Source organism: Dietzia aurantiaca (genome assembly GCF_021033825.1).
GTDB classification, from domain to species: Bacteria; Actinomycetota; Actinomycetes; order Mycobacteriales; family Mycobacteriaceae; genus Dietzia; species Dietzia aurantiaca.
Genome location: NZ_JAIFXZ010000004.1, coordinates 1 through 25,747, shown reverse-complemented (window position 1 = coordinate 25,747; position 25,747 = coordinate 1). Strand labels below are relative to the sequence as shown.

At 69.2% G+C, this 25,747-nt stretch carries 22 protein-coding genes; 10 read left to right on the top strand and 12 right to left on the bottom strand.

Annotation, left to right across the window (positions count from 1 at the left end; all coding sequences use genetic code 11):
* The first annotated feature begins 7 nt into the window (after window positions 1-7).
* Together dnaE and ilvA are read left to right on the top strand one after the other, a co-directional pair.
* Window positions 8-3,556, top strand: a complete 3,549-nt coding sequence (gene dnaE / locus K3888_RS06430) for a DNA polymerase III subunit alpha (RefSeq protein WP_308281908.1) — start codon at window positions 8-10, stop codon at window positions 3,554-3,556.
* A 33-nt stretch (window positions 3,557-3,589) separates the two neighbouring features.
* Window positions 3,590-4,873 carry a threonine ammonia-lyase IlvA gene (gene ilvA / locus K3888_RS06425; RefSeq protein WP_372459542.1) on the top strand — a complete coding sequence of 428 codons (1,284 nt, stop codon included), beginning with the start codon at window positions 3,590-3,592 and terminating at the stop codon, window positions 4,871-4,873.
* Between the two features lie 115 nt (window positions 4,874-4,988).
* Here the strand turns inward: ilvA and treZ are convergent, their stop codons facing one another.
* A complete protein-coding gene (gene treZ, locus K3888_RS06420; protein ID WP_230929428.1) occupies window positions 4,989-6,803 on the bottom strand; it encodes a malto-oligosyltrehalose trehalohydrolase in 1,815 nt (604 codons plus the stop codon).
* Window positions 6,804-6,889: 86 nt separating this feature from the next.
* On the opposite strand from treZ, the gene K3888_RS06415 reads away from it, so the two are divergent.
* Window positions 6,890-7,567: an IMPACT family protein gene (locus tag K3888_RS06415; protein ID WP_230929427.1), complete on the top strand. Its 678-nt coding sequence runs from the start codon at window positions 6,890-6,892 to the stop codon at window positions 7,565-7,567.
* A gap of 4 nt (window positions 7,568-7,571) precedes the next feature.
* On the top strand, window positions 7,572-7,814 hold the full coding sequence (locus tag K3888_RS06410) for a hypothetical protein (RefSeq protein WP_230929426.1): 243 nt from the start codon (window positions 7,572-7,574) through the stop codon (window positions 7,812-7,814).
* Between the two features lie 22 nt (window positions 7,815-7,836).
* Here K3888_RS06410 and K3888_RS06405 read toward each other — a convergent pair whose 3' ends face one another.
* Window positions 7,837-8,556 carry a nitroreductase gene (locus tag K3888_RS06405; RefSeq protein ID WP_230929425.1) on the bottom strand — a complete coding sequence of 240 codons (720 nt, stop codon included), beginning with the start codon at window positions 8,554-8,556 and terminating at the stop codon, window positions 7,837-7,839.
* A 345-nt stretch (window positions 8,557-8,901) separates the two neighbouring features.
* Here K3888_RS06405 and K3888_RS06400 point away from each other — a divergent pair, with 345 nt between their 5' ends.
* Window positions 8,902-9,273 (top strand): RNA-binding S4 domain-containing protein, encoded by a 372-nt coding sequence (locus K3888_RS06400; RefSeq protein ID WP_230929424.1) that lies wholly within the window; start codon window positions 8,902-8,904, stop codon window positions 9,271-9,273.
* Between the two features lie 36 nt (window positions 9,274-9,309).
* Here the strand turns inward: K3888_RS06400 and treY are convergent, their stop codons facing one another.
* The 3 genes from treY to K3888_RS06385 all read right to left on the bottom strand — a co-directional run bounded on the left by treY (window position 9,310) and on the right by K3888_RS06385 (window position 16,133).
* The gene (gene treY / locus K3888_RS06395; RefSeq protein ID WP_372459541.1) at window positions 9,310-11,772 is read right to left on the bottom strand and encodes a malto-oligosyltrehalose synthase; all 2,463 of its coding nucleotides are present in this window, start codon (window positions 11,770-11,772) and stop codon (window positions 9,310-9,312) included.
* The gene (gene glgX / locus K3888_RS06390; protein WP_230929422.1) at window positions 11,769-13,913 is read right to left on the bottom strand and encodes a glycogen debranching protein GlgX; all 2,145 of its coding nucleotides are present in this window, start codon (window positions 13,911-13,913) and stop codon (window positions 11,769-11,771) included. Before glgX ends, treY begins: the two co-directional genes overlap by 4 nt.
* 108 nt (window positions 13,914-14,021) lie before the next feature.
* The gene (locus K3888_RS06385; RefSeq protein ID WP_230929421.1) at window positions 14,022-16,133 is read right to left on the bottom strand and encodes an acyltransferase family protein; all 2,112 of its coding nucleotides are present in this window, start codon (window positions 16,131-16,133) and stop codon (window positions 14,022-14,024) included.
* A 167-nt stretch (window positions 16,134-16,300) separates the two neighbouring features.
* On the opposite strand from K3888_RS06385, the gene K3888_RS06380 reads away from it, so the two are divergent.
* Window positions 16,301-16,912 carry a hypothetical protein gene (locus tag K3888_RS06380; RefSeq protein ID WP_230929420.1) on the top strand — a complete coding sequence of 204 codons (612 nt, stop codon included), beginning with the start codon at window positions 16,301-16,303 and terminating at the stop codon, window positions 16,910-16,912.
* Here K3888_RS06380 and K3888_RS06375 read toward each other — a convergent pair.
* Window positions 16,863-17,570 carry an NUDIX hydrolase gene (locus tag K3888_RS06375; RefSeq protein ID WP_308281907.1) on the bottom strand — a complete coding sequence of 236 codons (708 nt, stop codon included), beginning with the start codon at window positions 17,568-17,570 and terminating at the stop codon, window positions 16,863-16,865. The two genes, K3888_RS06380 and K3888_RS06375, sit on opposite strands and share 50 nt — an antisense overlap.
* A gap of 153 nt (window positions 17,571-17,723) precedes the next feature.
* Between K3888_RS06375 and nadA the strand changes: the two genes are divergently transcribed.
* The 3 genes from nadA (at window position 17,724) to K3888_RS06360 (ending at window position 20,268) form a co-directional block, all read left to right on the top strand.
* Window positions 17,724-18,704, top strand: coding sequence for a quinolinate synthase NadA (gene nadA, locus K3888_RS06370; protein WP_230929593.1), 981 nt, complete (start codon window positions 17,724-17,726; stop codon window positions 18,702-18,704).
* An 80-nt stretch (window positions 18,705-18,784) separates the two neighbouring features.
* Window positions 18,785-19,630, top strand: a complete 846-nt coding sequence (gene nadC / locus K3888_RS06365) for a carboxylating nicotinate-nucleotide diphosphorylase (RefSeq protein WP_230929592.1) — start codon at window positions 18,785-18,787, stop codon at window positions 19,628-19,630.
* A 116-nt stretch (window positions 19,631-19,746) separates the two neighbouring features.
* The gene (locus tag K3888_RS06360; protein WP_230929419.1) at window positions 19,747-20,268 is read left to right on the top strand and encodes a hypothetical protein; all 522 of its coding nucleotides are present in this window, start codon (window positions 19,747-19,749) and stop codon (window positions 20,266-20,268) included.
* A gap of 39 nt (window positions 20,269-20,307) precedes the next feature.
* On the opposite strand, the gene K3888_RS06355 is transcribed toward K3888_RS06360, so the two are convergent.
* Genes K3888_RS06355 through K3888_RS06340 form a run of 4 tightly spaced genes read right to left on the bottom strand, consistent with a single transcriptional unit; the run spans window position 20,308 to window position 23,593 of the window.
* A complete protein-coding gene (locus tag K3888_RS06355; RefSeq protein ID WP_230929418.1) occupies window positions 20,308-20,820 on the bottom strand; it encodes a hypothetical protein in 513 nt (170 codons plus the stop codon).
* 51 nt (window positions 20,821-20,871) lie between these two features.
* Complete coding sequence (locus tag K3888_RS06350) at window positions 20,872-21,849, bottom strand: cation efflux transmembrane domain-containing protein (protein ID WP_230929417.1); 978 nt, start codon at window positions 21,847-21,849, stop codon at window positions 20,872-20,874.
* Window positions 21,846-22,415 (bottom strand): substrate-binding periplasmic protein, encoded by a 570-nt coding sequence (locus tag K3888_RS06345; RefSeq protein ID WP_230929416.1) that lies wholly within the window; start codon window positions 22,413-22,415, stop codon window positions 21,846-21,848. The genes K3888_RS06350 and K3888_RS06345 overlap by 4 nt, the downstream gene beginning before the upstream one ends.
* The gene (locus K3888_RS06340) at window positions 22,412-23,593 is read right to left on the bottom strand and encodes a zinc-dependent alcohol dehydrogenase (protein ID WP_230929415.1); all 1,182 of its coding nucleotides are present in this window, start codon (window positions 23,591-23,593) and stop codon (window positions 22,412-22,414) included. The genes K3888_RS06345 and K3888_RS06340 overlap by 4 nt, the downstream gene beginning before the upstream one ends.
* A 155-nt stretch (window positions 23,594-23,748) precedes the next feature.
* Between K3888_RS06340 and K3888_RS06335 the strand changes: the two genes are divergently transcribed.
* Window positions 23,749-24,288 (top strand): serine/threonine protein kinase, encoded by a 540-nt coding sequence (locus K3888_RS06335; RefSeq protein WP_230929414.1) that lies wholly within the window; start codon window positions 23,749-23,751, stop codon window positions 24,286-24,288.
* Window positions 24,289-24,317: 29 nt separating this feature from the next.
* Here the strand turns inward: K3888_RS06335 and K3888_RS06330 are convergent, their stop codons facing one another.
* A complete protein-coding gene (locus tag K3888_RS06330; RefSeq protein ID WP_230929413.1) occupies window positions 24,318-25,457 on the bottom strand; it encodes an alkaline phosphatase family protein in 1,140 nt (379 codons plus the stop codon).
* Window positions 25,458-25,523: 66 nt separating this feature from the next.
* The coding region (locus K3888_RS06325) for a hypothetical protein (protein ID WP_230929412.1) at window positions 25,524-25,747 on the bottom strand (224 nt) is incomplete at its 5' end.

Sequence of the window (25,747 nt, the reverse complement as noted above, 5' to 3'; positions counted from 1 at the left end):
ATGCTGCGTGGGCGGATCCCAGTTCGTGCATCTGCACAATCACACCGAGTTCTCGATGCTCGACGGGATGGCTCAGATCGATCCCCTGTTCAAGGAGGCGTCCCGGCTCGGGATGCCCGCGGTGGGGATGACGGACCACGGCAACATGTACGGGTCGTCGGACTTCTACAAGGAGGCCGTCAAGTCCGGCATCAAGCCGATCATCGGTATCGAGGCCTACGTCGCGCCCGAGTCGCGGTTCAACAAGAAACGCGTCCTGTGGGGCGAGAAGCACCAGAAGGGTGACGATGTCGCCGGTTCGGGTGCCTACACGCACATGACGATGGTGGCGGAGAACGCCACCGGTCTGCGCAACCTCTTCCTGCTGTCCTCTCTGGCCTCCTACGAGGGCCAACTCGGCAAGTGGGCCCGTATGGACGCGGAGATCCTCGCCGAGCACTCCGAGGGGATCATCGCCACCTCCGGCTGCCCGTCGGGTGAGATCCAGACGCGGTTGCGGCTCGGGCACATCAAGGAGGCCTACGAGGCCGCTGAGAAGTGGCAGTCGATCTTCGGTAAGGACAACTTCTTCCTCGAGCTGATGGACCACGGGATCGACATCGAGCGTCGGGTCCGCGAGGACCTGCTCAAGCTCGGCAAGGACCTCGGGATGCCGCCGCTGGTCACCAACGACTGCCATTACGTCACCCGCGACCAGGCCCACGCCCACGAGGCCATGCTCTGCGTGCAGACCGGCAAGACGTTGGCCGACGAGAACCGCTTCAAGTTCGACGGGGACGGGTACTTCCTCAAGTCCGCCGAGGAGATGCGTGCCCAGTGGGACTCCGAGGTCCCCCAGGGGTGCGACAACACTCTGTGGGTCGCCGAGCGCGTGCAGTCCTACGAGGACATCTGGACGCCCAAGGACCGGATGCCCAAGTTCCCCGTGCCGGAGGGCGAGACGGAGGACACCTGGCTGTCTAGGGAGGTCCACAAGGGCCTGCAGTGGCGTTTCCCGGACGGCGTACCGCAGGAGTACATCGACCGCGCGGAATTCGAGCTCGAGGTCATCAAGGGCAAGGGCTACCCGGGCTACTTCCTCGTGGTCGGTGACCTCATCGAGCACGCCCGTTCCATCGGGATCAAGGTCGGGCCGGGCCGAGGCTCGGCCGCCGGCGCGCTGGTCGCCTATGCGCTCAAGATCACCAATATCGATCCCATCGAGCACGGCCTGCTGTTCGAGAGGTTCCTCAATCCGGAGCGACCGTCCGCGCCGGATATCGATATCGACTTCGATGACCGTCGCCGCGGCGAGATGATCCGCTACGCCTCCGACAAATGGGGCGCGGACAAGATCGCCCAGGTCATCACGTTCGGCACCATCAAGACCAAGGCCGCCATCAAGGACGCCGCACGCGTCAACTTCGGACAGCCCGGTTACGCGATCGCCGACCGCATCACCAAGGCGCTGCCGCCGCCGATCATGGCCAAGGACATCCCGCTGTCCGGCATCACCGATTCGGGGCACGAGCGTTACGGCGAGGCAGCCGAGGTCCGCCAGCTCCTCGAGACGGACCCGGACGTCAAGCGGATCTACGAGACCGCCCGCGGCTTCGAGGGCATGGTCCGTCAGGCCGGCGTGCACGCGTGTGCGGTGATCATGTCCTCCGAGCCGCTGCTCGACGTGATCCCCATGTGGAAGCGCGCACAGGACGGGGCCCTCATCACCGGGTGGGACTACCCCTCCTGTGAGGACATCGGCCTGCTGAAGATGGACTTCCTCGGCCTGCGGAACCTCACCGTGATCGGTGACTGCCTGGAGAACATCAAGCTCAACCGCGGCGAGGAGATCGACCTCGACACCCTGAGCACCGACGACCTGCCCACCTACGAACTGCTCGCCCGGGGCGACACCCTCGGCGTGTTCCAGCTCGACTCCGGCGGTATGCGCGAGCTGCTCAAGCGGATGAAGCCGACCGGCTTCAACGACATCGTGGCCGCCCTCGCCCTGTACCGGCCCGGCCCGATGGGCATGGGGACGCACTGGAACTACGCCGATCGCAAGAACGGCAAGCAGGAACTGGTGCCCATCCACCCCGAGTTGGAGGAACCACTCAAGGAGATCCTCGGCGAGACGCACGGTCTGATCGTCTACCAGGAGCAGATCATGGCCATCTCCCGCGAGCTCGCGGGATACACGGCCGGCGAAGCCGACGGCTTCCGTAAGGCCATGGGTAAGAAGAAGGCCGAGGTCCTGGCCGCCGAGTACGAGAAGTTCTCCGGCGGCATGTTCGAGCGCGGCTTCTCCAAGGACGCCGTGGACGCCCTTTGGGGCACCATCGAGCCGTTCGCCTCGTACGCGTTCAACAAGTCGCACGCCGCCGGCTACGGCCTGGTCTCCTTCTGGACCGGCTACCTCAAGGCCAACTATCCGGCCGAGTACATGGCCGCCCTGCTCACCTCGGTGGGTGACGACAAGGACAAGGCTGCCCTGTACCTGTCCAACTGTCGCCAGATGGGCATCCGTGTCCTGCCGCCGTCGGTCAACGACTCGCTCACCAACTTCGCCTCGGTGGGCACGGACATCCGCTTCGGCATGGGCGCCGTGCGAAATGTCGGCGCGCACGTGGTCGAGTCCGTGGTCGCCGCACGCGAGGCGAAGGGCGCGTTCACCGACTTCTCGGACTATCTGGCCAAGATCGACCAGACGGCCTGCACCAAGAAGGTCACCGAGTCGCTCATCAAGGCCGGCGCGTTCGATGCTCTCGAGCATCCGCGCAAGGGCCTGTTCCTCGTCCACGCGGACGCCGTCGAGTCGGTGATGTCCACGAAGAAGGCCGAGGCCGTCGGACAGTTCGACCTGTTCGGTGGGGGAGACGACACCGGGGCCGACAGCGGTTTCGGTGACGTGTTCGCCGTCCGCGTGCCCGACGAGGAGTGGGACACCAAGCAGAAGCTCGCGCTGGAACGCGAGATGCTGGGCCTGTACGTCTCCGGTCACCCGCTCGACGGACTCGAAGCCGCACTCGAGGCCAAAACCGACACGACCATCGCGACGATCCACGAGGGTGAACTCGCGCACGGAACCGCGGTGACGATCGGCGGGATCATCTCGGGCGTCGACCGCCGGGTCAACAAGAACGGCGAGCCGTGGGCGATCGTCACGATCGAGGACTTCAACGGGAGCGTCGAGGTCCTGTTCTTCCCCAAGACCTACCGGCTCGCGGCGCTGGATATCGCGGAGGACGCGGTGGTGCTGGTCAAGGCCCGTATCAATATCCGCGAAGACCGGGTCTCGGTGTTCGGCGACACCCTCGAGGTGCCGGACCTGGTGGTCGGCGGGAACGGCGCGCCGCTCGCGCTGACGCTGGCCACACGGATGTGCACCATCGAGACGGTCACCGCGCTCAAGCAGGTCCTGGGCCGGCATCCCGGCCCGTCGGATGTTCACCTGCGGCTGGTCAGCGGGGATTCGTCCACGGTGCTGCGGCTCGACGATCATCTCCGGGTCGAGACCTCCTCCTCGCTCATGGGCGATCTCAAGGCGCTCCTGGGCCCGGGGTGTCTCACGGGCTGACCGGTTGGCGGCGGCGACGGTGGCGGTGGGAGACTGGTCGTCGTGACCTCCACTGACGCCGCCACCGACCAGGCCGTGACAACCGACGACATCGACGCTGCCGCCCGGCGGATCGGCGACGTGATCAGGTCGACCGATCTGGACGTCAGTGAGCGGCTCAGTGAGCAGACCGGTGCGCGGGTCCTGCTCAAGCGTGAGGACCTGCAGGGCGTCCGCTCGTACAAGATCCGTGGCGCCTACAACCTCATGGCGCAACTGGGCGAGGACGAGCGCAGCGCCGGGGTGGTGGCGGCCAGTGCCGGTAACCACGCCCAGGGTGTGGCGTTCGCCTGCCGCGTGCTCGGCATCAACGGGCGCATCTACGTGCCCAACAACACGCCCAAGCAGAAGCGTGATCGCATCCTGTCCCACGGCCGCAACTGGGTGGAGCTCGTGGTGACCGGCGCCAACTTCGACGCCGCCCAGACAGCAGCGTGCGCGGACGCCGACCGGACCGGAGCGACACTGGTTCCGCCGTTCGACCACCCCGCGACCATGGCCGGCCAGGGCACCATTGCCGCGGAGATCCTCGCGCAGCTCGACCGGGCGCCCGACGCCGTGGTGGTACCGGTCGGTGGCGGCGGCCTTGTCGGGGGGATCGCCACGTACCTGGCCGAGTACGCGCCGGACTGCAAGATCATCGCGGTCGAGCCCGCCGGCGCCCCCTCCCTCACCCGGGCGCTCGAGGCGGGGGAGCCCGTCACTCTCGATACGGTCGACACCTTTGTCGACGGGGCTTCCGTCGCGCGGCTCGGCGAGCTGCCGTTCGAGGTGATCTCCTCCATGACGGATCGGATCCGGGTCCTCACGGTGGACGAGGGGGCGGTCTGCACCGCCATGCTCGACCTCTATCAGACCGAGGGAGTCATCGCCGAGCCCGCCGGGGCACTCGCCGTGACCGCGCTGGAACAGTTGGACATCGACGAGGGTGCGACCGTCGTCTGCATCGTCTCCGGCGGGAACAACGACGTCTCGCGCTACAGCGAGATCATCGAACGCTCGCTGGTCCACCGGGGGCTCAAGCACTATTTCCTGGTCAAGTTCCCTCAGGAGCCCGGCCAGCTGCGCCGCTTCCTCGACGAGGTGCTCGGCCCGGAAGACGACATCACCCAGTTCGACTACCTCAAGCGCAACAATCGCGAGATCGGTGCCGCCCTGGTCGGCATCGAACTCGGCTCGCCGACGGGCCTGCACTCCCTCCTCGAGCGGATGGACGCCTCGCGCATCGAATGCGAGCGGCTGGAGCCCGGTACCGCCGCGTACGAGTACCTCACCTGAACCGTCCTCCCGAGCCCTCCCCTCGTCGAGAAGAGCATTGCGCGCACGTTGCGCGAGTAGAGATGTTCCAAACACTCTTCTCGAGGGGGCACGGCGGGAAGCGGTACCCCGTCGATCAGCCGGCGTGCTTCTTCAGCACCGCGAACCCAAATGCCTGGCAGAACACCGAGTCCGTGTCGGCGACCGCTCCCGAGGCGAGCAGCGGCTCGCCGTCCAGCGGGACCCGGCACGGTTCGGTGCCCAGATTGACCGCGAGGGCCACCGATCCGCGGTGAACGACGAGCCACCGGTCGTCCGCGGCCTCCGTTCCCGTCTCGACGCGGACATAGCCCAGCCACGGATCACTGAGTTCCGGCTCGGCTCGCCGCAGGGCGATCAACTCCCGGTAGACTCGGAGGATTCCGGCGTGCGGCTCGGCGGTCTGCTCGGCGCGGTCGAGTTTCGACCGGTGGAACGTCCCCGGGTCCTGCGGGTCCGCCACCTCGGCCGGGTCCCAGCCCGTCGCCGCGAACTCCCGCCGCCGGCCACCCCGCACCGCCTCGGCCAACTCCGGCTCGGGATGCGAGGAGAAGTAGCAGAACGGTGTCGCTGCACCCCACTCCTCGCCCTGGAACAGCATCGGGGTGAACGGCGAGCACAGCACGATCGCCGCCTTGGCCAACAGTTGCTGCGGTGACAAGCTCATGGACGGCCGATCGCCGGCCGCGCGGTTGCCCACCTGGTCGTGGGTGAGCGTGTAGGCGACGAAGCGCGATCCCGGAAGGCGGCCCACGTCCACCGGCCGGCCGTGCACCCGGCCCCGGAACGACGACCACGTCCCCGCATGCACGAACGCCCCTGTCAGCGCCTGACGCAGCGCCTCGAGTGAGCCGAAATCCGAGAAGTATCCCTGCCGTTCCCCGGAGACCGCGGCGTGGACGGCGTGGTGCACGTCGTCGTCCCACTGGGCGTGCAGTCCGAGACCGCCGGCCTCCCGTGCGGTGATCGTCCGCGGATCGTTCCGGTCCGACTCCGCCACCAGGGACAACGGCCGCCCCAGATGTGTGGACAGCGACTCCGTCGCCACTGCCAGCTCTTCGAGCAGGTGCACCGCCGAGCCGTCGTGCAGGGCATGCACCGCATCCAGCCGCAACGCGTCCACATGGAACTCGTCGAACCACCGCAGCGCATTGTCGATGATGTATCGCCGCACCTCGTCGGAATCCCGACCGTCCAGATTGAGCCCCGACCCCCAGGGGCCGTCGGCCGCTGACAAGTACGGCCCGAACTCCGGCAGATAGTTCCCCGACGGCCCCAGGTGGTTGTAGACCACGTCCAGACACACGGCGAGCCCGCGCGCGTGACACGCGTCGACGAACTCCTGGAACGCGTCCGGTCCGCCGTAGGCCTCGTGCACCGCGAACCACGCCACGCCGTCGTAACCCCAGCCGTGCTCGCCGTTGAAGGCGTTCACCGGCATCACCTCGACCATGTCGACGCCGAGGGCGACCAGTTCGTCCAGATGCTCGATCGCGCTGGTCAGGGTCCCACCGGCCGAGAACGTGCCCACGTGCATCTCGTAGATCACCGACCCGGCCAGCTGCCGCCCCGTCCAGGACGAATCGGTCCAGCGCGCCGGGTCGACGCGGTGCACCCGTGACAGCCCGTGCACACCGGAGGGCTGTCGCGTCGATCGCGGGTCGGGTCGGGCGGGGCGCACCTCGTCGTCGTCGCCCGTCAGCACGAACCCGTAGTCCCTGCCCTCCTCCCGGCGCAGGTCTGAGACCCACCATCCGTTGTCGGTGCGGTGCATCGGGATCGGGGTGGTGTCGGTGGAGTCGAGAACCAGGCCGATGGCGCGGGCGTACGGCGCCCAGACCGAGAAGACGTCGTCGAGAGGATTGGGGGAGGGGTCGCGGTGGGAGTTGGTCGCGTGGCGCGGGGAGGTCACATGGCCAGGGTAGGCAAGTGTCGCGCGGGATGTGTGGGGCCGCGGGCGGCCGGGCGGGACGCCGTGCGGACCGTGATACTGGGGGCATGGACCAGATCGCGCCCCGCGCTCTCCGCCTCACCGCCGGACCGGACGTGACGGGGGAGTACGAGGAGAAACGCTCCAGGTTCGTGGCGGTACTGCGCAGGTGCGACGACGACGAGGCCGCCCGCGCCCTGATCGCCGAGCTCCGGGCCACGTATCCGACCGCGCGCCATCACTGCAGCGCCTACCTGGTGGACGCGGACGGGGCCGGCCGGATCGAGCGGTCCAACGACGACGGCGAGCCGTCCGGGACCGCGGGAACCCCCATGCTGGACGTGCTGCGCGGCAGCCGACTGACCGGGCTGTGTGCGGTGGTGGTGCGGTGGTTCGGCGGCACCAAGTTGGGCACCGGCGGGCTGGCCAGGGCGTATGCGGCGGCGGTGACGGACGCGGTGGACGAGGCGTGGCGTGCCGGACGCGTGGTGGAGGTCGTGCAGACGCCGGCCTGGGTCGCCGAGGTCGACCACGCCGTGGCCGGCGGACTCGAGTCGGCCCTCCGCGCGGCCGGGGCGCAGGTGCGGGATGTGGACTACGGGCGGCGGGTGCGGTTGAGCGTGGCCGGCGAGTTCGAGGTGCTCGGACCGATCCTCGCTGCCCGTACGTCCGGGGGCGTCGAGTGGGAGTCCGTGGGGGTCGCGACCACCGAGAACGCGGCCACCCGCCGGGATATGGAATCCTGAGTACATGAGCATGCAGCCCTACCAGCCGAACTCGATCGAGCTCCGGAAGCAGCAGGTCCGCAAGAATTCGCGGAACACCGCGATCGCGCTGGGCGTGACGGTTGTGTCGCTGCCGATCGGACTGTTCGCGAGCTCGTTCTTCATGGTCGTGGCGATCCTCGCCGGGATCGCCACCGTCTACTACGGGCTCAAGGTGCGCAAGGGCATCAAGGGGCCGGACTCCCCGCGCGGACAGATCGGCTACTGACAGACTCGGTCAGCGTCCCTGCTCAGTAGTGTCGACGCACCACATCCGCGAGCTCGGCACGCTCGGTGCGGAACGCGTTCGCAGGGTGCTCCGGGTCAGCGTAGCCGAACGCGATTCCGCACACGATCAGCCGGTCCTCCGGAATGGCCAGGTGCTCGCGGACCCCGTCCGAGTACAACGCCAGCGCGGCCTGCGCGCAGGTCGCCACACCCAGCGATGACGCCGCCGCCAGGAACGTGGACACATACGCGCCGCAGTCCACCGCGCCGTAGGTCCCCAGTCCCGCGTCGGACGTGATGATGGCGACGTGCGGGGCGCCGAAGAACCGGTAGTTCTCGAGCATCTGACGCGCGCGGGCGTCGTGGTCGGACCGCTCGATCCCCAGCGCCGAGTAGAGCCCGTACCCGCTGGCCCGGCGGCGATCGCCGTACACGCCGTCATAACGCTCGGGTGCCGGGAGATCCGATCGCATGTCGTTGGACGCCACGTAGTCGGTGAGGGCCTTGCCGAACGCGGCCGTCGCATCACCCGACACCAGGTCGATCTGCCAGGCCTGTGAGTTACACCACGACGCGGTTCGCTGCGCCATTCGCAGGATCTTCTCGATCGTCGCCTCGTCGACCGGCTCCGGGTTGAATGCTCGGCAACTGTGGCGATCCTCGAGGATCCGCTCGAGCACGTCGGCGGCGGTGGAAGGGCCGTCGGTAGTGACGGGGCCGGGCGTGACGGTGGGGTCGGACATGGGCACTCCCGTGTGAGTCGCGGGGCTGGATGTAATGCGAGGACTGTGTTCCCAGTCTCGCACGCTCGACGCCCGCCTCCGCGGCCCGGCCTTCGGCGCTCGCCGCGCCGGCCGTACTTCGGGGTTCGCCACGCCGGTCGCAGCCTCACGATCCGCGCCTCCGAATGCGATCTGCCGCCGTACCTCTCGCAGCAGATCGGTACTCGAGCGGCAGATTTCGCACGGGCTCGGGCTGCGGGGGTTATCGGGCTGAGGCCGCGTCACCAGCACGGGCTGCGGGCCGGGGCCCCGGACGCAGTCGCGCGCCGGCGGCAGTGGGCCGCGCTGGGTCGCTATCCTCGGCCCATGGGAGTTCGGGTGGACGCATGGACCTGGTCGGTGCGGTTGTTCCCGTCCCGCACCAAGGCGGCAGCCGCGTGCAGGGGCGGGCACGTCAAGGTCAACGGCGAGGCGGTGCAGCCCTCGAAGAGTGTGGTCCCCGGCGACCGGGTGCAGGTCACGGGCGCGCTGGGGCGGATCCGCATCCTCGAGGTGGTCGAGACCGTCAGCAAGCGGGTGGGCGCGCCGGTGGCCGCGACCTGCTACATCGACCATTCGCCCCCGCCGCCACCCAAGGAGATCGTGGCGTCTCAGCCGAGGCGGGACCGGGGCGCCGGCCGGCCGACCAAGCGGGAGCGGCGCGAGACCGACCGGCTGCTGGGCCGCGAGCCGCGATGAGCCGCTGCCGGGGGTGCAGGCTCGCCGCCGCCAGCCCTACTCGCGGACGATGACGACGACGGGCGTCGCCGACAGCAGTTCACCCACGTCGACGCGGCCCGAGATCTCGGCGCCATCGGGGCGCACCACCCACGAACCCGCGGGCAACTCGGCGACCGTCCCGAGGAGCTCGTCGGCTGACTTCGCCGCGGTGCGTAGTCGGGCGATGAGTCCGACCGCGGGCCGGCTCCCGTCGGCGGCGGGCACGAGAGGCCGCCGGAACGCCACGACGTCGGCGGCGGCCGGGCCGTGCACCGGTATCGGTAGGTACGCGCCACCGGCCATCGCCTCCGGATGCTCGCGCCGCAGCCTCAGGAGTTCGCGCACCAGCAGGAACTTGCAATGACCGGCCCGCGCGACCGCCCCCGACCGCAGCGGCTCGAAGTCCACGAACCGGCGGTTGTCGGGGTCGACGAGCGAGTCCTCCCAGACCTCCGTGCCCTGGTAGACGTCCGGCACGCCGGGCGACAGCAGTTGCACGGCCTTGGCCACGAGCGAATTGTCCCGCCCTGCAGGCGCGATGCGCTCGACGAACGCGCCCACCGCCCCGGCACCGGAGTCGATCAGCGCGTCGATCCACCGGTGCATCCGCGACTCGAACCCGGCATCCTGATCCGTCCACGTCGTATGGACGGCGGCCTCCCGCATCGCCTTGTCGGCGTACGCGTGCAGTCGCGAGCGCAGCTGCTCGGACGGGCCGCCCGGCTCCGGCCACACGCCCACGATCACCTGTAACAGGAAATACGCGGCGTCTTCGGCAGGCGGTGGGAACTCGTCGAACACCGCCGCGACGAATCCGGCCCACTCGTCGGGGACCTGGGACAGTACGGAGATCCTGGCGCGCACGTCCTCACCGCGTTTGGTGTCGTGGGTGGACAGTGCCGTCATGGCCCCTGGTGTCGAGGAGGCGCGCTCGGCCATCGTCAGATGGAACGCCTCGACCGACAGGTCCATCCGCCCCGGCGACCCGCCCACCTCGTTGAGCGAGACGAGCCGACCGAGCCGATAGAACAGCCGGTCCTCCTCGGCCTTCGCGGTGACGGCCCCGGTGACCTGTGCGAGCCTGACCGACGCCTCGCCCCCGCGGGCCAGTGCGACACCCAGGAGCCGCAGCGGCGGCGCCAGCTCGGGCCGCTGCCCACGCAGCCGGTTCAGGATCGCCGGGAGAGTGCCACGCAGGACGGGATAGTCGGCCCGATAGAACGGTGTCTGCGCGATCACGGAGAGCAGTGCCTCCCTCAGGTGAGCGTCGGCGCCGGTGGTGGCCTCGTCGTCGTCGCCACTACCACCGTCGCGGCGCACCGCCCGAACCAACCGCGCCAACTCGGGCGCCAGGTCCTCGCTCACGATCCGGCGTTTGATCTCCGCGGACTGCGCGTGCACCTGAGCCTCGTCACCGGGACCGCCGCAGTACCGCGCGGCCAGCGCGGACAGCCGCGCCTCGCCGCGGGTGTCGACCAGCAGTTGGTCGATGAGGCGCAATGCGTCGTACCCGGTGGTTCCGTCTACGGGCATCACCGGATCCAGCACCTCGGGCGGGGTCGTGGCGTCACCGGGCGCGAGGATCTTCTCCAGCAACAGCCAGCGCTCGTCGCCGACCAGCTCGCGGAGCCGCCGTGTGTACTCCACGGGATCGGCCAGCCCGTCGGGGTGATCGACGCGGATCCCGTCGACCAGGTCCTCCTCGCACCACCGGCGCACCTCGGCGTGCGTGGCGTCGAAGACGGCCGGGTCCTCCTGTCGCAGCCCTGCCAGGCCGGTGACGGTGAAGAACCGCCGGTAGCCCAGCAGCGGCTCGCGCCAGTGCACCAGCCGGTAGTGCTGCCGGTCGTGGACCTCCCGCGCCGAGCCGCCGTCGGTGTCGGGGGCTGATCCCTCCGTGCCGGGGACTGGTCCGTCCGTGCCGGGGGCGATCGGGAACCGGTGCTCGTAGAAGTGGAGCTCCGCCTCACCGCTGGGAGTGTCGGTGGGGGCGACGACGACGAGGTCCGCCACATCGTCCGGCGAGCCGAGCACCGGGATGGCGATCCGACCGTCGGCGCCGTTGGCGGGGGACGTGTCGAAGTCGAAGAACGGGTAATACGGTGACTCCGGGCCCCTGCGCAGCGCATCCCACCACCAGGGGTTGGCGGCCGGCTCGTCCACACCCAGGTGGTTGGGCACGATGTCCACCACCAGGCCCAGTCCGTGCTCCCGGCAGGCGGCCCGTAACTCGCGTAGTCCGTCGATCCCGCCGAGCTCGGCTGAGACCGTGGTCGGATCCACCACGTCGTAGCCGTGGGTCGAGCCGGGCGTGGCCTCGAGGATCGGCGACAGGTACACCGCACCCACCCCGAGGTCGGCGAGGTAGGGCAGCAGATCGCGGGCGTCGGCAAGGGTGAAGCCACAGCCGTCGGGGTCGGAGGACGGGGTGCGGAGCTGGAGCCGATAGGTGCTGGAGGGGAGCCGGCGCACGGTCAGCTCAGCTTCCGCAGTACCACTGTCGAGCGGCCGTCGACCGAGAGGGAACCGTCGGCCGGCAGAGCGGGGGTCTCGTCGCCCGTGTAGCTCGCGGTGTCCAGGACGACCTGCCACTCGTGCGCGTACTCGCTGCCCAGGAGGGCGAACTCGATCGGCTCGTGGTGGGCGTTGAACAGCAGCAGGAACGAGTCATCGACGATCCGCTGGCCACGCTCGTCCGGCTCGTGGATGCCCTCGCCGTTGAGGAACACGCCCAGGGACTTGCCGAAGCCGGAGTCCCAGTCCTTGCTGGTCATCTCGGAGCCGTCCGGGGCGAACCAGGCGATGTCCTGCGGGTCCTCCTCGCCGCGCAACGGTGTCCCGAAGAAGCGGCGGCGGCGGAACACCGGGTGGTCCTTGCGCAGCCGGATGAGTGCGCGGGTGAACTCGAGGAGGTCGGCCTGTTCGTCGTCGAGTTCCCAGTTCATCCAGGCGAGCTCGTTGTCCTGGCAGTAGACGTTGTTGTTGCCGTCCTGGGTGCGGGCTATCTCGTCACCGTGCGCGATCATCGGCGTGCCCTGGGACAGGATGAGCGTGGTGAGCAGATTGCGGCGCTGCCGGTGGCGCAGCGCGAGCACGTCGGGGTCGTCCGTGGGGCCTTCGACGCCGCAGTTCCAGGAACGGTTATGGCTCTCGCCGTCGTTGCCGTCCTCGCCGTTGGCGTCGTTGTGCTTCTCGTTATAGCTGACCAGGTCGTTGAGAGTGAACCCGTCGTGCGCGGTGACGAAGTTGATCGACGCGGTGGGACGGCGACCGGTGTGCTCGTACAGGTCGGAGGACCCGGTCAGTCGCGAGGCGAATTCGCCCACGGTGGCGGGCTCACCGCGCCAGAAGTCGCGAACCGTGTCACGGAACTGCCCGTTCCACTCGGTCCACAGCGGAGGGAAGTTGCCGACCTGGTAGCCGCCCTCGCCGACGTCCCACGGCTCGGCGATGAGTTTGACCTGACTGACCACCGGGTCCTGCTGCACCAGGTCGAAGAACGACGACAGCCGGTCCACGTCGTGCAGACCGCGCGCCAGGGTGGAGGCCAGGTCGAAGCGGAAACCGTCGACGTGCATCTCGAGGATCCAGTAGCGCAGCGAGTCCATGATCAGCTGCAGGGAGTGCGGGTGCCGCACATTGAGCGTGTTCCCGGTTCCGGTGTAGTCCATGTAGTGCTGCTCGTCGCCCTCGACCAGCCGGTAGTAGGCCTGGTTGTCGATGCCCCGGAAGCCGATCGTCGGCCCCAGATGGTTGCCCTCGGCCGTGTGGTTGTAGACCACGTCGAGGATCACCTCGATGTCCGCGTCGTGGAAGGTCTTGACCATGGCCTTGAACTCGGCCACGGCGTCGCCCGGCTTCTCGGCGAACGCGTACTCGTTGTGCGGGGCCAGGAAGCCGAAGCTGTTGTAGCCCCAGTAGTTCCGCAGCCCCAGGTCGATCAGGCGCTGGTCCTGCATGAACTGGTGGACGGGCATCAGCTCGATGGCGGTGACGCCCAGGTCCTTGAGGTGCTCGATGATCGCCGGGTGGCACAGTCCGGCGTAGGTGCCCCGCATCTCGGCCGGAACATCCGGGTGCGTGGCGGTCATGCCCTTGACGTGGGCCTCGTAGATGACGGTGTTGTGGTACTCGTGTCCCGGCGCGCGGTCGTTCCCCCAGTCGAAGAACGGGTTGATCACCACTGTGGTCATGGTGTGCCCGAGCGAGTCGTCGGTGTTGCGCTGCGTGGGGTCGTCGAGGTCGTAGCTGTGGAGGCTGGGGTCGCCGTCGAACGCTCCGCTGAACGCCTTGCCGTACGGGTCGAGCAGGAGTTTGGACGGGTCGCACCGCAGCCCCTGCTCGGGCTCGTAGGGCCCGTGCACGCGGTAGCCGTAGCGCTGGCCGGGGGTCACGCCGAGCAGGTAGCAGTGCCAGATGTGGCCGTCGACTTCGGTGAGTTCGATGCGCGACTCGACGCCGTCGCGGTCGATGAGGCAGAGCTCGACCGCCTCGGCGACCTCGGAGAACAGCGCGAAGTTGGTGCCGGTCCCGTCGTAGGTCGCGCCGAGTGGGTACGCGGTGCCCGGCCAGGAGCGGACGAGTTCGGGAGCGGACGGCTGGGGGTCGGCGTTGGTCACGAAGTCCAAGAGTAGTGCTTACGCCGCGCGCGGGACCGCCCGTGAATCGAGCCGCTGGTCAGCGTGCTCGACACCGGGGGTTCGGGGCGGTAACGGGCTACGCCGGGGTCACCACCAGCCGGTCGCGGGTCCCAGTTGCCGGGCCAGCTCGCCCGAGGCGGACCGGACCCACGACCCCGACAGGTGATGCGAGTCGTGGTAGACGATCACGTTGCCCACCACGACAGGGCAGCTCTCGGGGTCGCACAACCCGTCGGTCAGGTCGATCAACCGCACATTGTCGAGTCCGGCGGCGGCGAGCGAGGCGGGGTTGATGGGCGAGATGGACCTCTCGCGCGGCATCCCGCACTCCTCGGGGGTGCCGCCGTCGCCCAGGCAGTCGCTGGCGCGGATCGGTCCGCGGCCGTTGTTGAGCCACGGGGTGTCGCGGATGGCGATCACGTTGATGCCCTGCTCGCCGAGCGCACGCCACAAGTCGACGTACTGCCGCGGGGCGACGTCGGGCCCCATGACGCCCACCGGCCGGGTCGCCGTGGTGAACACGAAGTCCGGCTGCAGTCCGGCCACGGCGCCCAGAGCCTTGGGGGTCCACTCGGCGCAGCTTTCGTACAGTAGTTCGTCGTTGTCGGAGACCGTGGCGTCGAGCGTGAGGGGGCAGCCCATCTTGAGGACGGTGACCACCCGGAACCCGTAGTGGCGCCCGACCTCGTCGAGTCCGCTGATCCAATGCTCGGCGTGGGATCCGCCGGTCAGCGCGATGGTGCGGGTGGCGGCCTCGTCGCCGTAGACGCACAGGATCACGTCACTGGACTCGAAGGTCGAGATGCAGCCGTCCATGGTGCTGGGCGGCAGATCGTGGCCGACCTGGAGAAGGGAGGGCAGGTACGGGGCGTCCGCCGGGGCGCCGACACCGTCGAAGAAGGCGCGAGCGCCCGGGTGGACGGGGTCGGTGAGGGAGTCGACGTAAGGGACCGACGACCGGGAGGAGGCGGTGGCGCTCCACCATCCGACCGTGCCGAGCGAGGCGACGGCGGCGACGACGACGAGCGCGGTCGCACCGACGAACTGGCGCTTCTGGCGGCCCGTTCGCGCGGGTGCGCCCCTGAGCATGTCGCGCGCGAGGGCGGCGGGGGTCTTCTGACCCTTCGCCCGGCTGGCCATCCGTAGCGGCCGCTCGATGTACTTCTCGGTGATCAGGGCCAGCACGAGCGAGATCACGATAATCGCCGTACCGGAGACGAACGTGGTCTCGTTCTCCCTGTCGTAGGACAGCCACAGGATGAGCAGTGGCCAGTGCCACAGGTACAGCGAGTAGGAGATATCGCCCAGTCGGCGGAACACCTTTCCGGACAGCAACCAGGTGATGGGGTCCCTGGCGGGGGTCGCACGCTGGCCCGCGGGCAGGTTTCCGCCGAGCACGATGAGTAGTGCGCCACCGATGGGATACCAGGCGAGCGGGCCGGGGAAGTATGCGGCGCCGTCGAAGAAGAACCCGGTGCTCACCACGAGGAACAGGCCGGAGACCGTGGCTATCAGACGCAGCGGCCACGGCAGGACGATTCCGGCGAGCACGATGGCCACCAGACCGCCGATGAGTAGCTCCCACATGCGGGACGCGGTGTCGTAGTAGTTCCAGGCCTGGTTCGCGTCCTGCCCGATCGCCGACCACCACACCGAGGCGATGGTGCCGGCGGCGACCACGGCGACCAGGAACCGTTTGGGGGTGCCGCGGCGCACAAGGAGTCGCCAGAGTGCGGTGCCGCCGAGGATCACGGTGAGCGCGATCAGATAGAACTGCCCCTGGACGGACATCGACCACAGATGCTGCAGCGGGGAGATGGTCGCATCGGCCGCGGCGTAGTCCGCGGCGGTGTACGCCAATTCCCAGTTCTGGTAGTAGAGCAGCGACGCGACGGTCTGGTCGAAGATCGCCGTCCACTGCGTGGGCGGCTTGATGAGCATGGTGCCCAGGACCGTGGCGGCGATGGTCACCGCGAGCGCCGGGTAGAGCCGCCGCACGAGGCGCTGGAGGTGGGGCAGGGGGTTCAGCGGAGTGCGCGTGCTACCCGCGCCGCGGAGCAGGGACCCGAGGAAGAAGAACCCGGACAGGGCGAGGAAGACATCGACGCCGCCGGAGACCCGGCCCATCCAGATGTGGAAGACCACCACCAAGGCGATCGCCAGTCCCCGCAGGCCGTCGATGTCGTGCCGGTATGCCATCGTCTTCCGCGACCGACCAGTGGTCGCGGGAGTAGAGCTGGTGGCCACTGGCGGGTACTTCCTGACGTCTCGTCCGGTTGATAGGTGGGCGGAGCCGGGTCCGATTAGACCACAGCCGCCCCGGATCTCCCGTGTCGGTGCGCTCGGGCGTTGGTACAGTCCCGCTCATGACCAGCACGTCGTCGTCCACAGGTGACCGGCGCAACGTCCGCGGGTTGCCGCGCGCGGTGGGGACCCTCGTCGGGCTTCTCGCGCCGTTCATCGTCGCGGTGCTGGTGTGGATCGTCGCCGCGCCGCGCTCGGAGCTCTTGTCCGTGGGGCAGGGGCGGGGCGTCCGGTTCCCCGACGCCGGCGTTGACGGCGGGAGCCAGCTCTTGATGCTGGTGGTCCTGCTCGGCTTCGCGTCCGTGTGCGCCGCGCTCGTCCTCTGGCACCGGCATCCGGGACTGCGACGCCCGCTGGGCGTGCCCGCGCTCGCGCTCCTGCCAGGGTTAGCGTGCGCCCTTGCCGCCATGGACGCCACGCGGATCGCCGACCTCGTGGCCTCGCCGCCCCAGGACGCCCCGGCTGGTGGGGTGGTCTCGCAGGCGCCTGCCGTCGGAGCCCTGTTCTTCGACCGGATGATCTACGGCACCTCGGGCCCGTCGTGGGACTGGTTGCCGCCGGGCGCGGGCTGGCTGGTGTGGGGCACGATGATCGCGCTGTTCGCGGTCGCGGCCCTGGCCCACTTCAGCCGTCTGCCGGACCCGGTGGCCGGAGAGTCGCGAACTGATCGGTGATCCGTAGCCGTCGCTCGGCGAAGCGGTAGAGCGCCGCCGGTCGACCACCTGACGGGCCCGGGGGAGCGCTGCGCCCGCACCGCACGAGCTCGCCGCGCCGGGTGAGGATCCGCTGCAGGTTGGTCGGGTCCACCGGGTGCCCGAGCGCGGCACCGTAGAGCTGCGCGAGCAGGGAGAGCGTGAACTCCTCGGGGGCGAGGGCGAAGCCCAGCGTGGAGTAGGAGAGCTTGGCCGCCAGCCGGAGCCGGGCGCGGGCGATGATCTCCGCGTGGTCGAACGCGGTCTCCGGCAGGTCGTCGACCCGGAACCACGCGGTGTCGTCCGGGATGTCGGGGTCGGCGTCGCTCGGCAGCACGCCGAGGAAGCCGGACGCGAACACGCGACGACCCGGCACACGCCCCGGATCGGAGAAGTCGGACACCGATTCCAGGTGGCTGAGCTCGCGGACATCGACCTTCTCGTCGAGTTGACGTGTGGCGGAGGTGGGGAGGTCCTCGTCGTTACGAACCTCACCGCCGGGCAGCGCCCAGCGTCCGGCGGCGGGGCCCAGGGAGTGCTGCCAGAGCAGTACGTGAAGTGACGGCGCGGCGGCACCTGGGGTCGGCCGTACCTGGCCCACGACGACGAGCACCTCGTGACCGGTGTTACACTCATGCACGTTTTCGATTGTAAGACGAAAACGCGGCCGGTGGGGTATCGGCCTGAACTTTCTACCCGAGAGGGGGCAGGGATGAGCACTGCCACTGGAACCGACACCGCCGTGGGGCGGCTCGATTCGCCGCTGGCCGGGAAGGTCCGCCACGACGGATCGATGTACACCGGCGTCGAGCCCGACGAGATGTGGGCCTCGGAGATCCGCAGACTCGCGGCCGAGCGCGACGCCGTGATCCTCGCGCACAACTACGAGATTCCGGCCATCCAGGACATCGCCCACCACGTGGGGGACTCGCTGGCCCTGTCGCGCGTCGCGGCGAGCGCCGAGCAGTCGACCATCATCTTCTGCGGCGTGCATTTCATGGCGGAGACCGCCAAGATCCTCTCGCCCGAGAAGACGGTCCTCATCCCCGACGAGGCCGCCGGGTGTTCGCTCGCCGACTCCATCACCGCCGAGCAGTTGGCCGAGTGGAAGTCCGAGCATCCGGACGCCGTCGTGGTCTCCTACGTCAACACGACCGCCGCGGTGAAGGCACTCACCGATATCTGCTGCACCAGTTCCAACGCGGTCGACGTGGTGGAGTCGATCGATCCCGACCGGGAGATCCTCTTCCTGCCCGACCAGTTCCTCGGGGCCCACGTGCGGCGCAAGACGGGCCGCGGCAACGTCCTGGTGTGGGCGGGCGAGTGCCACGTCCACGCCGCGATCAACGGCGACCAGCTCACCGCGAAGTCGGAGTCCCATCCGGGCGCCGAGCTGTTCGTCCATCCGGAGTGCGGCTGCGCGACCAGCGCGTTGCACCTGGCCACCGAGGGCGCGGTGCCCGCGGAGCAGGTCAAGATCCTGTCGACCGGCGGGATGGTCGACGCGGCCCGCGCCTCCGGCGCGCGTGAGGTCCTGGTGGCCACCGAGGTCGGCATGATCCACCAACTGCGCAAGGCGGCGCCGGAGATCGACTTCCTGCCGGTCAACGAGGACGCGAGCTGCCCCTTCATGAAGATGATCACCCCGGCCGCGCTGCTGCGTGCCCTGGTCGAGGGTGCCGACGAGGTCGACGTGGACCCCGTCACCGCCGAGGCCGCGCGCGGGTCGGTCGAGCGCATGATCGCGATCGGCAATCCGGGGTCGGGAGAGTGAACGACGACGACAGCGCCCCTACCCACAGCGCCCCTAGCCACGGCGCCCCCACTCTCGATGCCGTCACCCGCGCGGACGCGGTGATCGCGATCCGTCGTGCACTCGAGGAGGACCTGCGCTACGGCCCGGACGCGACCTCGCTCGCGACCGTGCCGGCGGACGACCGGGCGACCGCGCGGCTGGCTTCGCGATCGGACGGGGTCGTGGCCGGTCTACCGCTGGTCGAGATGGTCCTCGCGGAGGTGCTCGGAGGCAACGGCCCCGGAGTCGGCTCCGACGACTTCGCCGTGACCCTGCTCGCTGCCGACGGCGACCGCGTCGAGGCCGGCGAGGTGGTGGCCGAGATCGCCGCCCCGACCCTGGGACTGCTGACCGCCGAACGCACGCTGCTCAACCTGGTGTGCCACCTGTCCGGTGTCGCGACGGCGACGCGGGTGTGGGCCGACGAGCTCGCCGGCACCGACTGCGCCGTACGAGACACCCGCAAGACGATGCCCGGCCTACGGCTGCTGCAGAAGTACGCGGTGCGCTGCGGCGGTGGTGTCAATCACCGGCTGGGACTCGGGGACGCGGTCCTGGTCAAGGACAACCACGTGGTGGCCGCCGGCGGTGTGCTGCCCGCGCTGGCCGCGGTCCGTGAGAGGTTCCCGCAGCTGCCGTGCGAGGTGGAGGTCGACTCGCTGGAGCAACTGGACCAGATGCTGGACGAGAAGGTCGACCTGGTCCTGCTCGACAACTTCCCGGTGTGGCAGACCCAGATCGCGGTCCAGCGACGCGACAAGGTCTCGCCCGGCACACGCCTGGAGTCCAGTGGGGGACTGACGCTCGATGTGGCCGCCGACTACGCGCGCTGCGGTGTCGACTTCCTTGCCGTGGGCGGTCTGACGCACTCGGTCGGCGTCCTGGACCTCGGCCTCGATATGTGAACACCGTGTGTCGTTGACGCGGACCGGGCGCCGACCGGGCGGCGGTGTGAGGTCGGCCCCCATCCGGGTGCTGCGATGAGGCGACAACGGGTGTCGGCCGCGTAAAGTCGTCCGCCATGACGGGCTTCTGGGATTCGGGCGATGTATCGGCGGCGGAGCGGCGGCAGCGTCGTATGGAGGAGGCTCGCCGCCGGGTCGAGTCGGGGGAGAACTCCCCTCCGCCGCCCCCGCCCGCAGCGCCCGCCGCGGCCACCAGGAGCCGCACCACTCGTGCCCCCAGAGCCGCGACCGTCGACCCGGTGTCGGTGGCCGACGCGCAGTACGCGGTGTGGCGCAGCGTCCAGCATTTCTGCCTGAGCGATTCGCTGCCGGACGCCAGCGGCAAGAATCTCGATCTGCTGATCGCGTGGTCGGATTCGATCCAGCCCTTCCGTCTGCGTCCGCGGATCGTCGCGCGGCTCGACGGCGACGGCGCCTGGCTGCCGGTCTGTTACGCCAAGGACGGCGCCCGCGACCCCATTACGCAGGCGCAGGCAGAGCGCTACCGGGACGCTCGTGTCGAGGGCGCGGGGCTCTCCGGTGGGGCGCAGAAGCCGCTCAAGGAGACCGACCACCCGGAGTCCACGGTCGCCCTCTGATCAGCGCGTCTGAACAGCGGGTCAGAGCAGCGCGTCGGGTCAGCGCGTCGCGAGCGCGAAACGCCGACCCTCGGGCAGCGGGCCGACGCTCACGAGGACCTCGTCGGTGCCGGCCTGCCGTGCTGCCGAGTCGGTGGTCTCCATCTGGGCGGTGGCGGCCGGGGTGCTGGCGGGCGGGGTGACTGTTCGCGAGCCCTCGCCGACCAGGGCCGTGTCCTCGTCCAGCGGTGCGACGGGGATGATCGTCCCGGCCTCGACCAGGGCGATGACCGCAGTGCGCGCGGCGCGGGCGTAGCGCAGGTTCCGGAGCGCGGGGGAGTCGGTGTCGGGCGCATCTTGGTTCACATCGGCCACCCGCAGTGGCTCGCCCGACGGCGCCTCGTAGGCCTCGCAGACCGACTCGACCAGCTCGTCCAGACCGAGGCTGTCCCATTCGCCGAGCTTGTCCACGATGATCATCCGCGCGCGCTCGAGCACGTCCGGCTCGGGAACCGTAGCGGCGTCGACGGCGTCGGTGATCTCGTCCTCATTGGTGCTTCGCCGAATAGTCATGCCCCGAGGGTGCCAGGCATGGAGCCGCATCGCAGCCGCTGTGGGCCGGGCTCAGGACGGTCGGTGGGTGTCGTGTACCTCGGCGACCACCGTCACCACGACGTCCTCGAGCTTCCAGCTCAGGTCCGTCAACCGGCGCCGCACGGCCGTCAGCATCTCGACGGTGACCTGCTGCCCGTCGGCGGGGACGAGGAACGCCTCGACGTGAAGGACGTGGCCCTCGTCGCGCACGCGGGCGCCGTGGTCGTCGGCCCAGTCGACGCCGTCCAGAACCTCGTCGATCTCGTGGACCAGCGGGTGTGGGTCGGTGCCGTCGAAGCGGGTGGGGCGCGCGTCGGCCAGGCCCTGGATAGCTCCGCTCACGTTGGCCCAGCCGTCCCGAAGAATCGATACGCTCACCACCAGCGCGGCCGCGGCGTCAGCCCACCACAGGCCCATGCCGATGCCCAGCACGCCGACGATCGTGGCGATCCCCGTCTTCCAATCGGCGCGGTTCATGTCGGCGTCGGCGTAGAGCACCTTGTCGTGCAGCGTCTCCGCCGGTGCGGCCTTCATCCGGCCCAGGATGACGGGTCCCACGCAGGACAGCGCCATGACCGCGACCATCAGCCAGCCGACCCAGATCACCTGTCCGCCGATCTCCACGACGCCCAGCGGCGGCCGCTCGCCGGCCAGGAGACCGGAGCCCGAATCCACGACGAGGAACAGTCCCATCGCCAGCAGTGCGACCCCCGCGACGAGGTGACCGATCCCCACCGCCCGGTGATATCCGTACGGGAAGTGGGTACTCGGTGCCCGGTGGGCCACACGAGCGGCGATGAGGAACGCGATCGGCGGTAGCAGCGAGAGCGAATCCTCGATCCACGCGACCTTCATCGCCTGCGACTGGCCCGACACGAGGTAGACGGCCGCGACCGTCACGAGCAGGACCGCGATGGTGGTCCACTCCAGCCGCACCGCCCGCCGTTGAGCCGCCTTGTGCTCCGACGACCGGCCGTGTGCGGCGGCGGGCCTGGACTCTGTGCTCACGACTCCTCCCCGGTGTGTGCGAGGTAGGTTTCGAGCGCCACGAGAAGGGCGTTCTCGCCGAGCGGGGTGGCCATCACCATCTCCTCTGTATCCCCGTCCGGGGTGACTTCCTGGGCATATGCTCTTGTCAGCGCGACTTCCTTCTCCCACGGCGAGTCAGCGGTCAGCCCGCCCACGACGATGTCCAGATCTCCGCGGACCATCGCCATGATCAGCTCGCTCTCGGCGCCGGGGGTCCACTCCACCGACGCGTCGTACTCGCGCGCGAACCCGGTGAGCAGGTCGACCTCGCGGCCGGTCACGGAGTCGTCGTCGCCCACCTCGGTCCAGGGCGGGTTCTCCGAGACCCCGACGCGCAGCGTGCCGCCGGTGATCCGGTCGAGGCTGCCGTCGGTGTCCTTGGGAAACGGTGTGCCGCAGCCGGCGAGGAAGGCGGTGAGCAGTGCCAGAAGGGCGACGACGGCGACGACGCCCCGACCGGTCCTCGAGCCCGCCCACGCCGCACCGGATACTGATCGCCGGGACGCCGCGGGCGTCAGACCGTGTGGGGCAGAGGAGTGGTTCACGGCTCGAGAACCACCTTGACGGCGCCGTCCTCCTTCTTCTGGAACATCTCGTACGCACCCGGCGCCTCGGCCAGCGGGAGTCGGTGCGTGGCGAAGTCGTCGACGCCCAGCGGGTCGGCGTCGGTGAGGAGCGGCATGATCTCCGGAACCCAGTGCTTGACGTTCGCCTGGCCCATCTTCAACGTGACCTGCTTGTCGAAGAGCGTGAGCATCGGCAACGGATCGGCGCTGCCGCCGTAGACCCCGGAGAGTGAAATGGTGCCACCGCGGCCGACGATGTCGATCGCCGAATAGAAGGCACCGAGCCGGTCGACGCCGGCGTGCTCCATCATCTTCTTGCCGAGGAACTCCGGGAGCAGCCCGACCGCCATGTGCGCCGCGGACGCTACAGGCGAACCGTGTGCCTCCATCCCCACCGCGTCGATCACGGAGTCAGGCCCGCGGCCGTCGGTGATGTCCCGGATCGCATCTCCGACTTCGCCCGGCACCGCGGTCGGGTCGAGGACCTCCACCCCGCGGTGGGCCTGTCGGGCACGACGCTCGGCGACCGGATCCACACCGATAACCCGGTGGCCGCGATGCTGCGCGATCCGGGCCGCCATGTCGCCGATCGGACCCAGCCCGAGTACCACGACCGTGCCCCCGTCCGGGATCTGCGCATACTCCACGCCCTGCCAGGCCGTCGGCAGGACATCGGAGAGGTAGAGATACCTGTCGTCAGCGTGCTCGTGGGGGGCCTTGATGTGCGTGTACTGGGCCTGCGGGACGCGCAGGTACTCGGCCTGCCCGCCGGCCACGCTGCCGTACAGCTCGGAATACCCGAACAACGCGGCGCCCATGCCCTGGTCGCGGACCTGGGTGGTCTCACACTGGGTCTGCAGGCCCTTGCCGCACATGTGGCAGTGGCCGCACGAGATCTGGAAGGGCATCACCACACGGTCCCCGGGTTTCAGGTCGGTGACCTCGGCCCCGACCTCCTCGACGATCCCCATCGGCTCGTGGCCGAGGATGTCGCCCTGGTTCATGAACGGCCCCAGTACCTCGTACAGGTGCAGGTCCGAACCACAGATGTTGGTGCTGGTGACCTTCACTATCGCGTCGGTGGGCTGCTCGATCCGCGGGTCGGGGACGTCCTCTACCCGGACATCTCGCTTGCCGTGCCAGGTGACTGCCTTCATCGCGGGCTCCTCTCGGGTGTTGCGATGCGCGTTCACGCATGTCACAGACCGTAATGAGACGGGGGGTCGGCCGCATCCGGTCCAGGTGCGGCCCGGCTCCCCCGAGCCCGGCCCAGTCGCGTAACGGTGTCACGTAGGCGCTCGGTGCGCTGGTAGTGGTGTTGGTGGCGGCGCTGGCGGGCGTGGTGGGATATCTGCTGGCGGCTCCGGACGATGAGCCCCCGGCAGCGGTACCCGCGGATCTCTCGAGCCAGCAACCTGCTCCCGAGCGCGTCACCGTGACCGCAGCGCCAGCCCCTTCCGCGTCGCCGCCGGAGGCGTCCACCACTGTCACCCCTGTCGGTGACCGGGGAAACACAACTGTAGGGGACCTGGGGCTGCCCATCCCCCTGACGCGGCCTGCATGCGACGGGCGCGGGATCGTCGTGCTGTACTCGGCGGTGGCCCCGGGCGACTACGCGCAGGAGATCGCGTCGGCGCTGGAGCAATACCCCGGCGCGTCCTATCTACGCACGGATATGGCGTGCCCGTCGCTGCGCCAGCGTGACGAGAACGGGAACGTCATCTATGCGGTATATCGGCCCTCGGGCTATTCGAAGCAGGAACTCTGCTCGGACGTTCGTTCCGCCGGGTCGACGGCATACGGCCGGTGGTTGGACACGACGAGCGATCCGTCGGTCCTGGTGACCTGCTAGTCCGATGGTGGCCGCGCCCCCCCGGGCGTTCAGCGCACGATGAGGGGGATGTGCTGCTCGGCAGCTGTGTTGGCGCCGTGGTGGCCGATCAGTGAGGATTCCAGCTTTTCGTTCCACGATCGGGTGAGGACGACACCGCCGGTCGCTATCGCGATCACGTCGCCCAGCCGGTCGGCATGGTCACGCCCGGGGCCGAAGAGGCTCTCGTTAAGTGCCTGTTCCCGGCTGAGGACACGTGCGTGGCCCGCGAGCTCCGACTTCCAGGCGGAGAGCACACTCTGTTCGGCGCCCGGGCGCGCATATGCGTGACGAACGCGAGCTTCCCCGGCCACGGTGGTGACATCGGCGAGCAGGGCGGGGGTCGTGTCGATGTCAATGGATGTCTCTGCCGTGACCATCCCGTGGTCCGCCGTGACGACCAATCGGCAGCCGCGGGGGAGGTCCGTGGCCAGATCGGCGATGAACGCGTCGACCTCCCGGAGCGACTGCAGCCACTCCGGTGAGCCGGGCCCGTGGATGTGGCCGATCATGTCGAGATCCCCGAAATAGGCGTAGACGAACCGTCTCGTCCGGGAGGGGCGGGCGACGGTTTCGACCACCGCGCGGCTGATCTCGTCGAGCGCGTTGGCTGGCCGGTAGTCGCCGCTTGCTCGGAACGCCGCGCGGGTGAGCCCCGAGTCGCGGAAATCTTCGCGCATGACATAGGTGACGTCGACGCCGTCGGCGGACAGCAGCTCGAGAAGACTGGGCAGTTTCTGGACGTCCCGGGGCGGGAAGCGGTCGATCGCCGTGGGCCCTCCGGCGGAGTCGAGCGTCCATCTCAGCGGGTTGAACGATGTCGACCCCTCAGAGTCCGATATCCGGAAGCTGTAGCCCACGATTCCGTGCTTCGAGCAGGGCGCGCCGACCGCGAGGCTCGTCAGGCTTGTCGCCGTAGTGCTGGGGAACCCGGCGGAGATCATCCGGGTGGCCATCGCAGCGAGCGTGGGCGCCTGCTCGGCGTACCGGCGTATGAGTTCCGCGCCCAGCCCGTCTACGAGCACGAGCACCGCGTTCTGGGCCGGCTCCAGCGCCAGGGGGTTGGGGCTCTCGGTTCCCAACGTGGCCGCGAGGGAGGGCATGACGTCGGCCAGGGAGTTGTTCGCGGGGCTGGACGGAATCGTGGTCATGCGCTCACCTTCCCCTATCTCTGGAGCGCGCGAAGCGAGATGTCGCACCGCGGGTGCCGGCCGGCGTCAGAAGGGTGGTGGGTCGGTGAGGTTGTCGATGATGGTTTTGAGGCGGTTTTCCAGGGTGCTGTTGCCGGGTGGGTGGTAGTGGTGGTGGTTTCGGTTCCACCAGCGGCTGTGGCGGTGTGCTGGTAGGTCGATGATGGTCCGGGGTGAACCGCCCCAGGTTTCCCGCCGCCTCCTTTTGAGTCGAGGAGGATGGCTGTATGCCGAAGAAGATCGATCCCGCG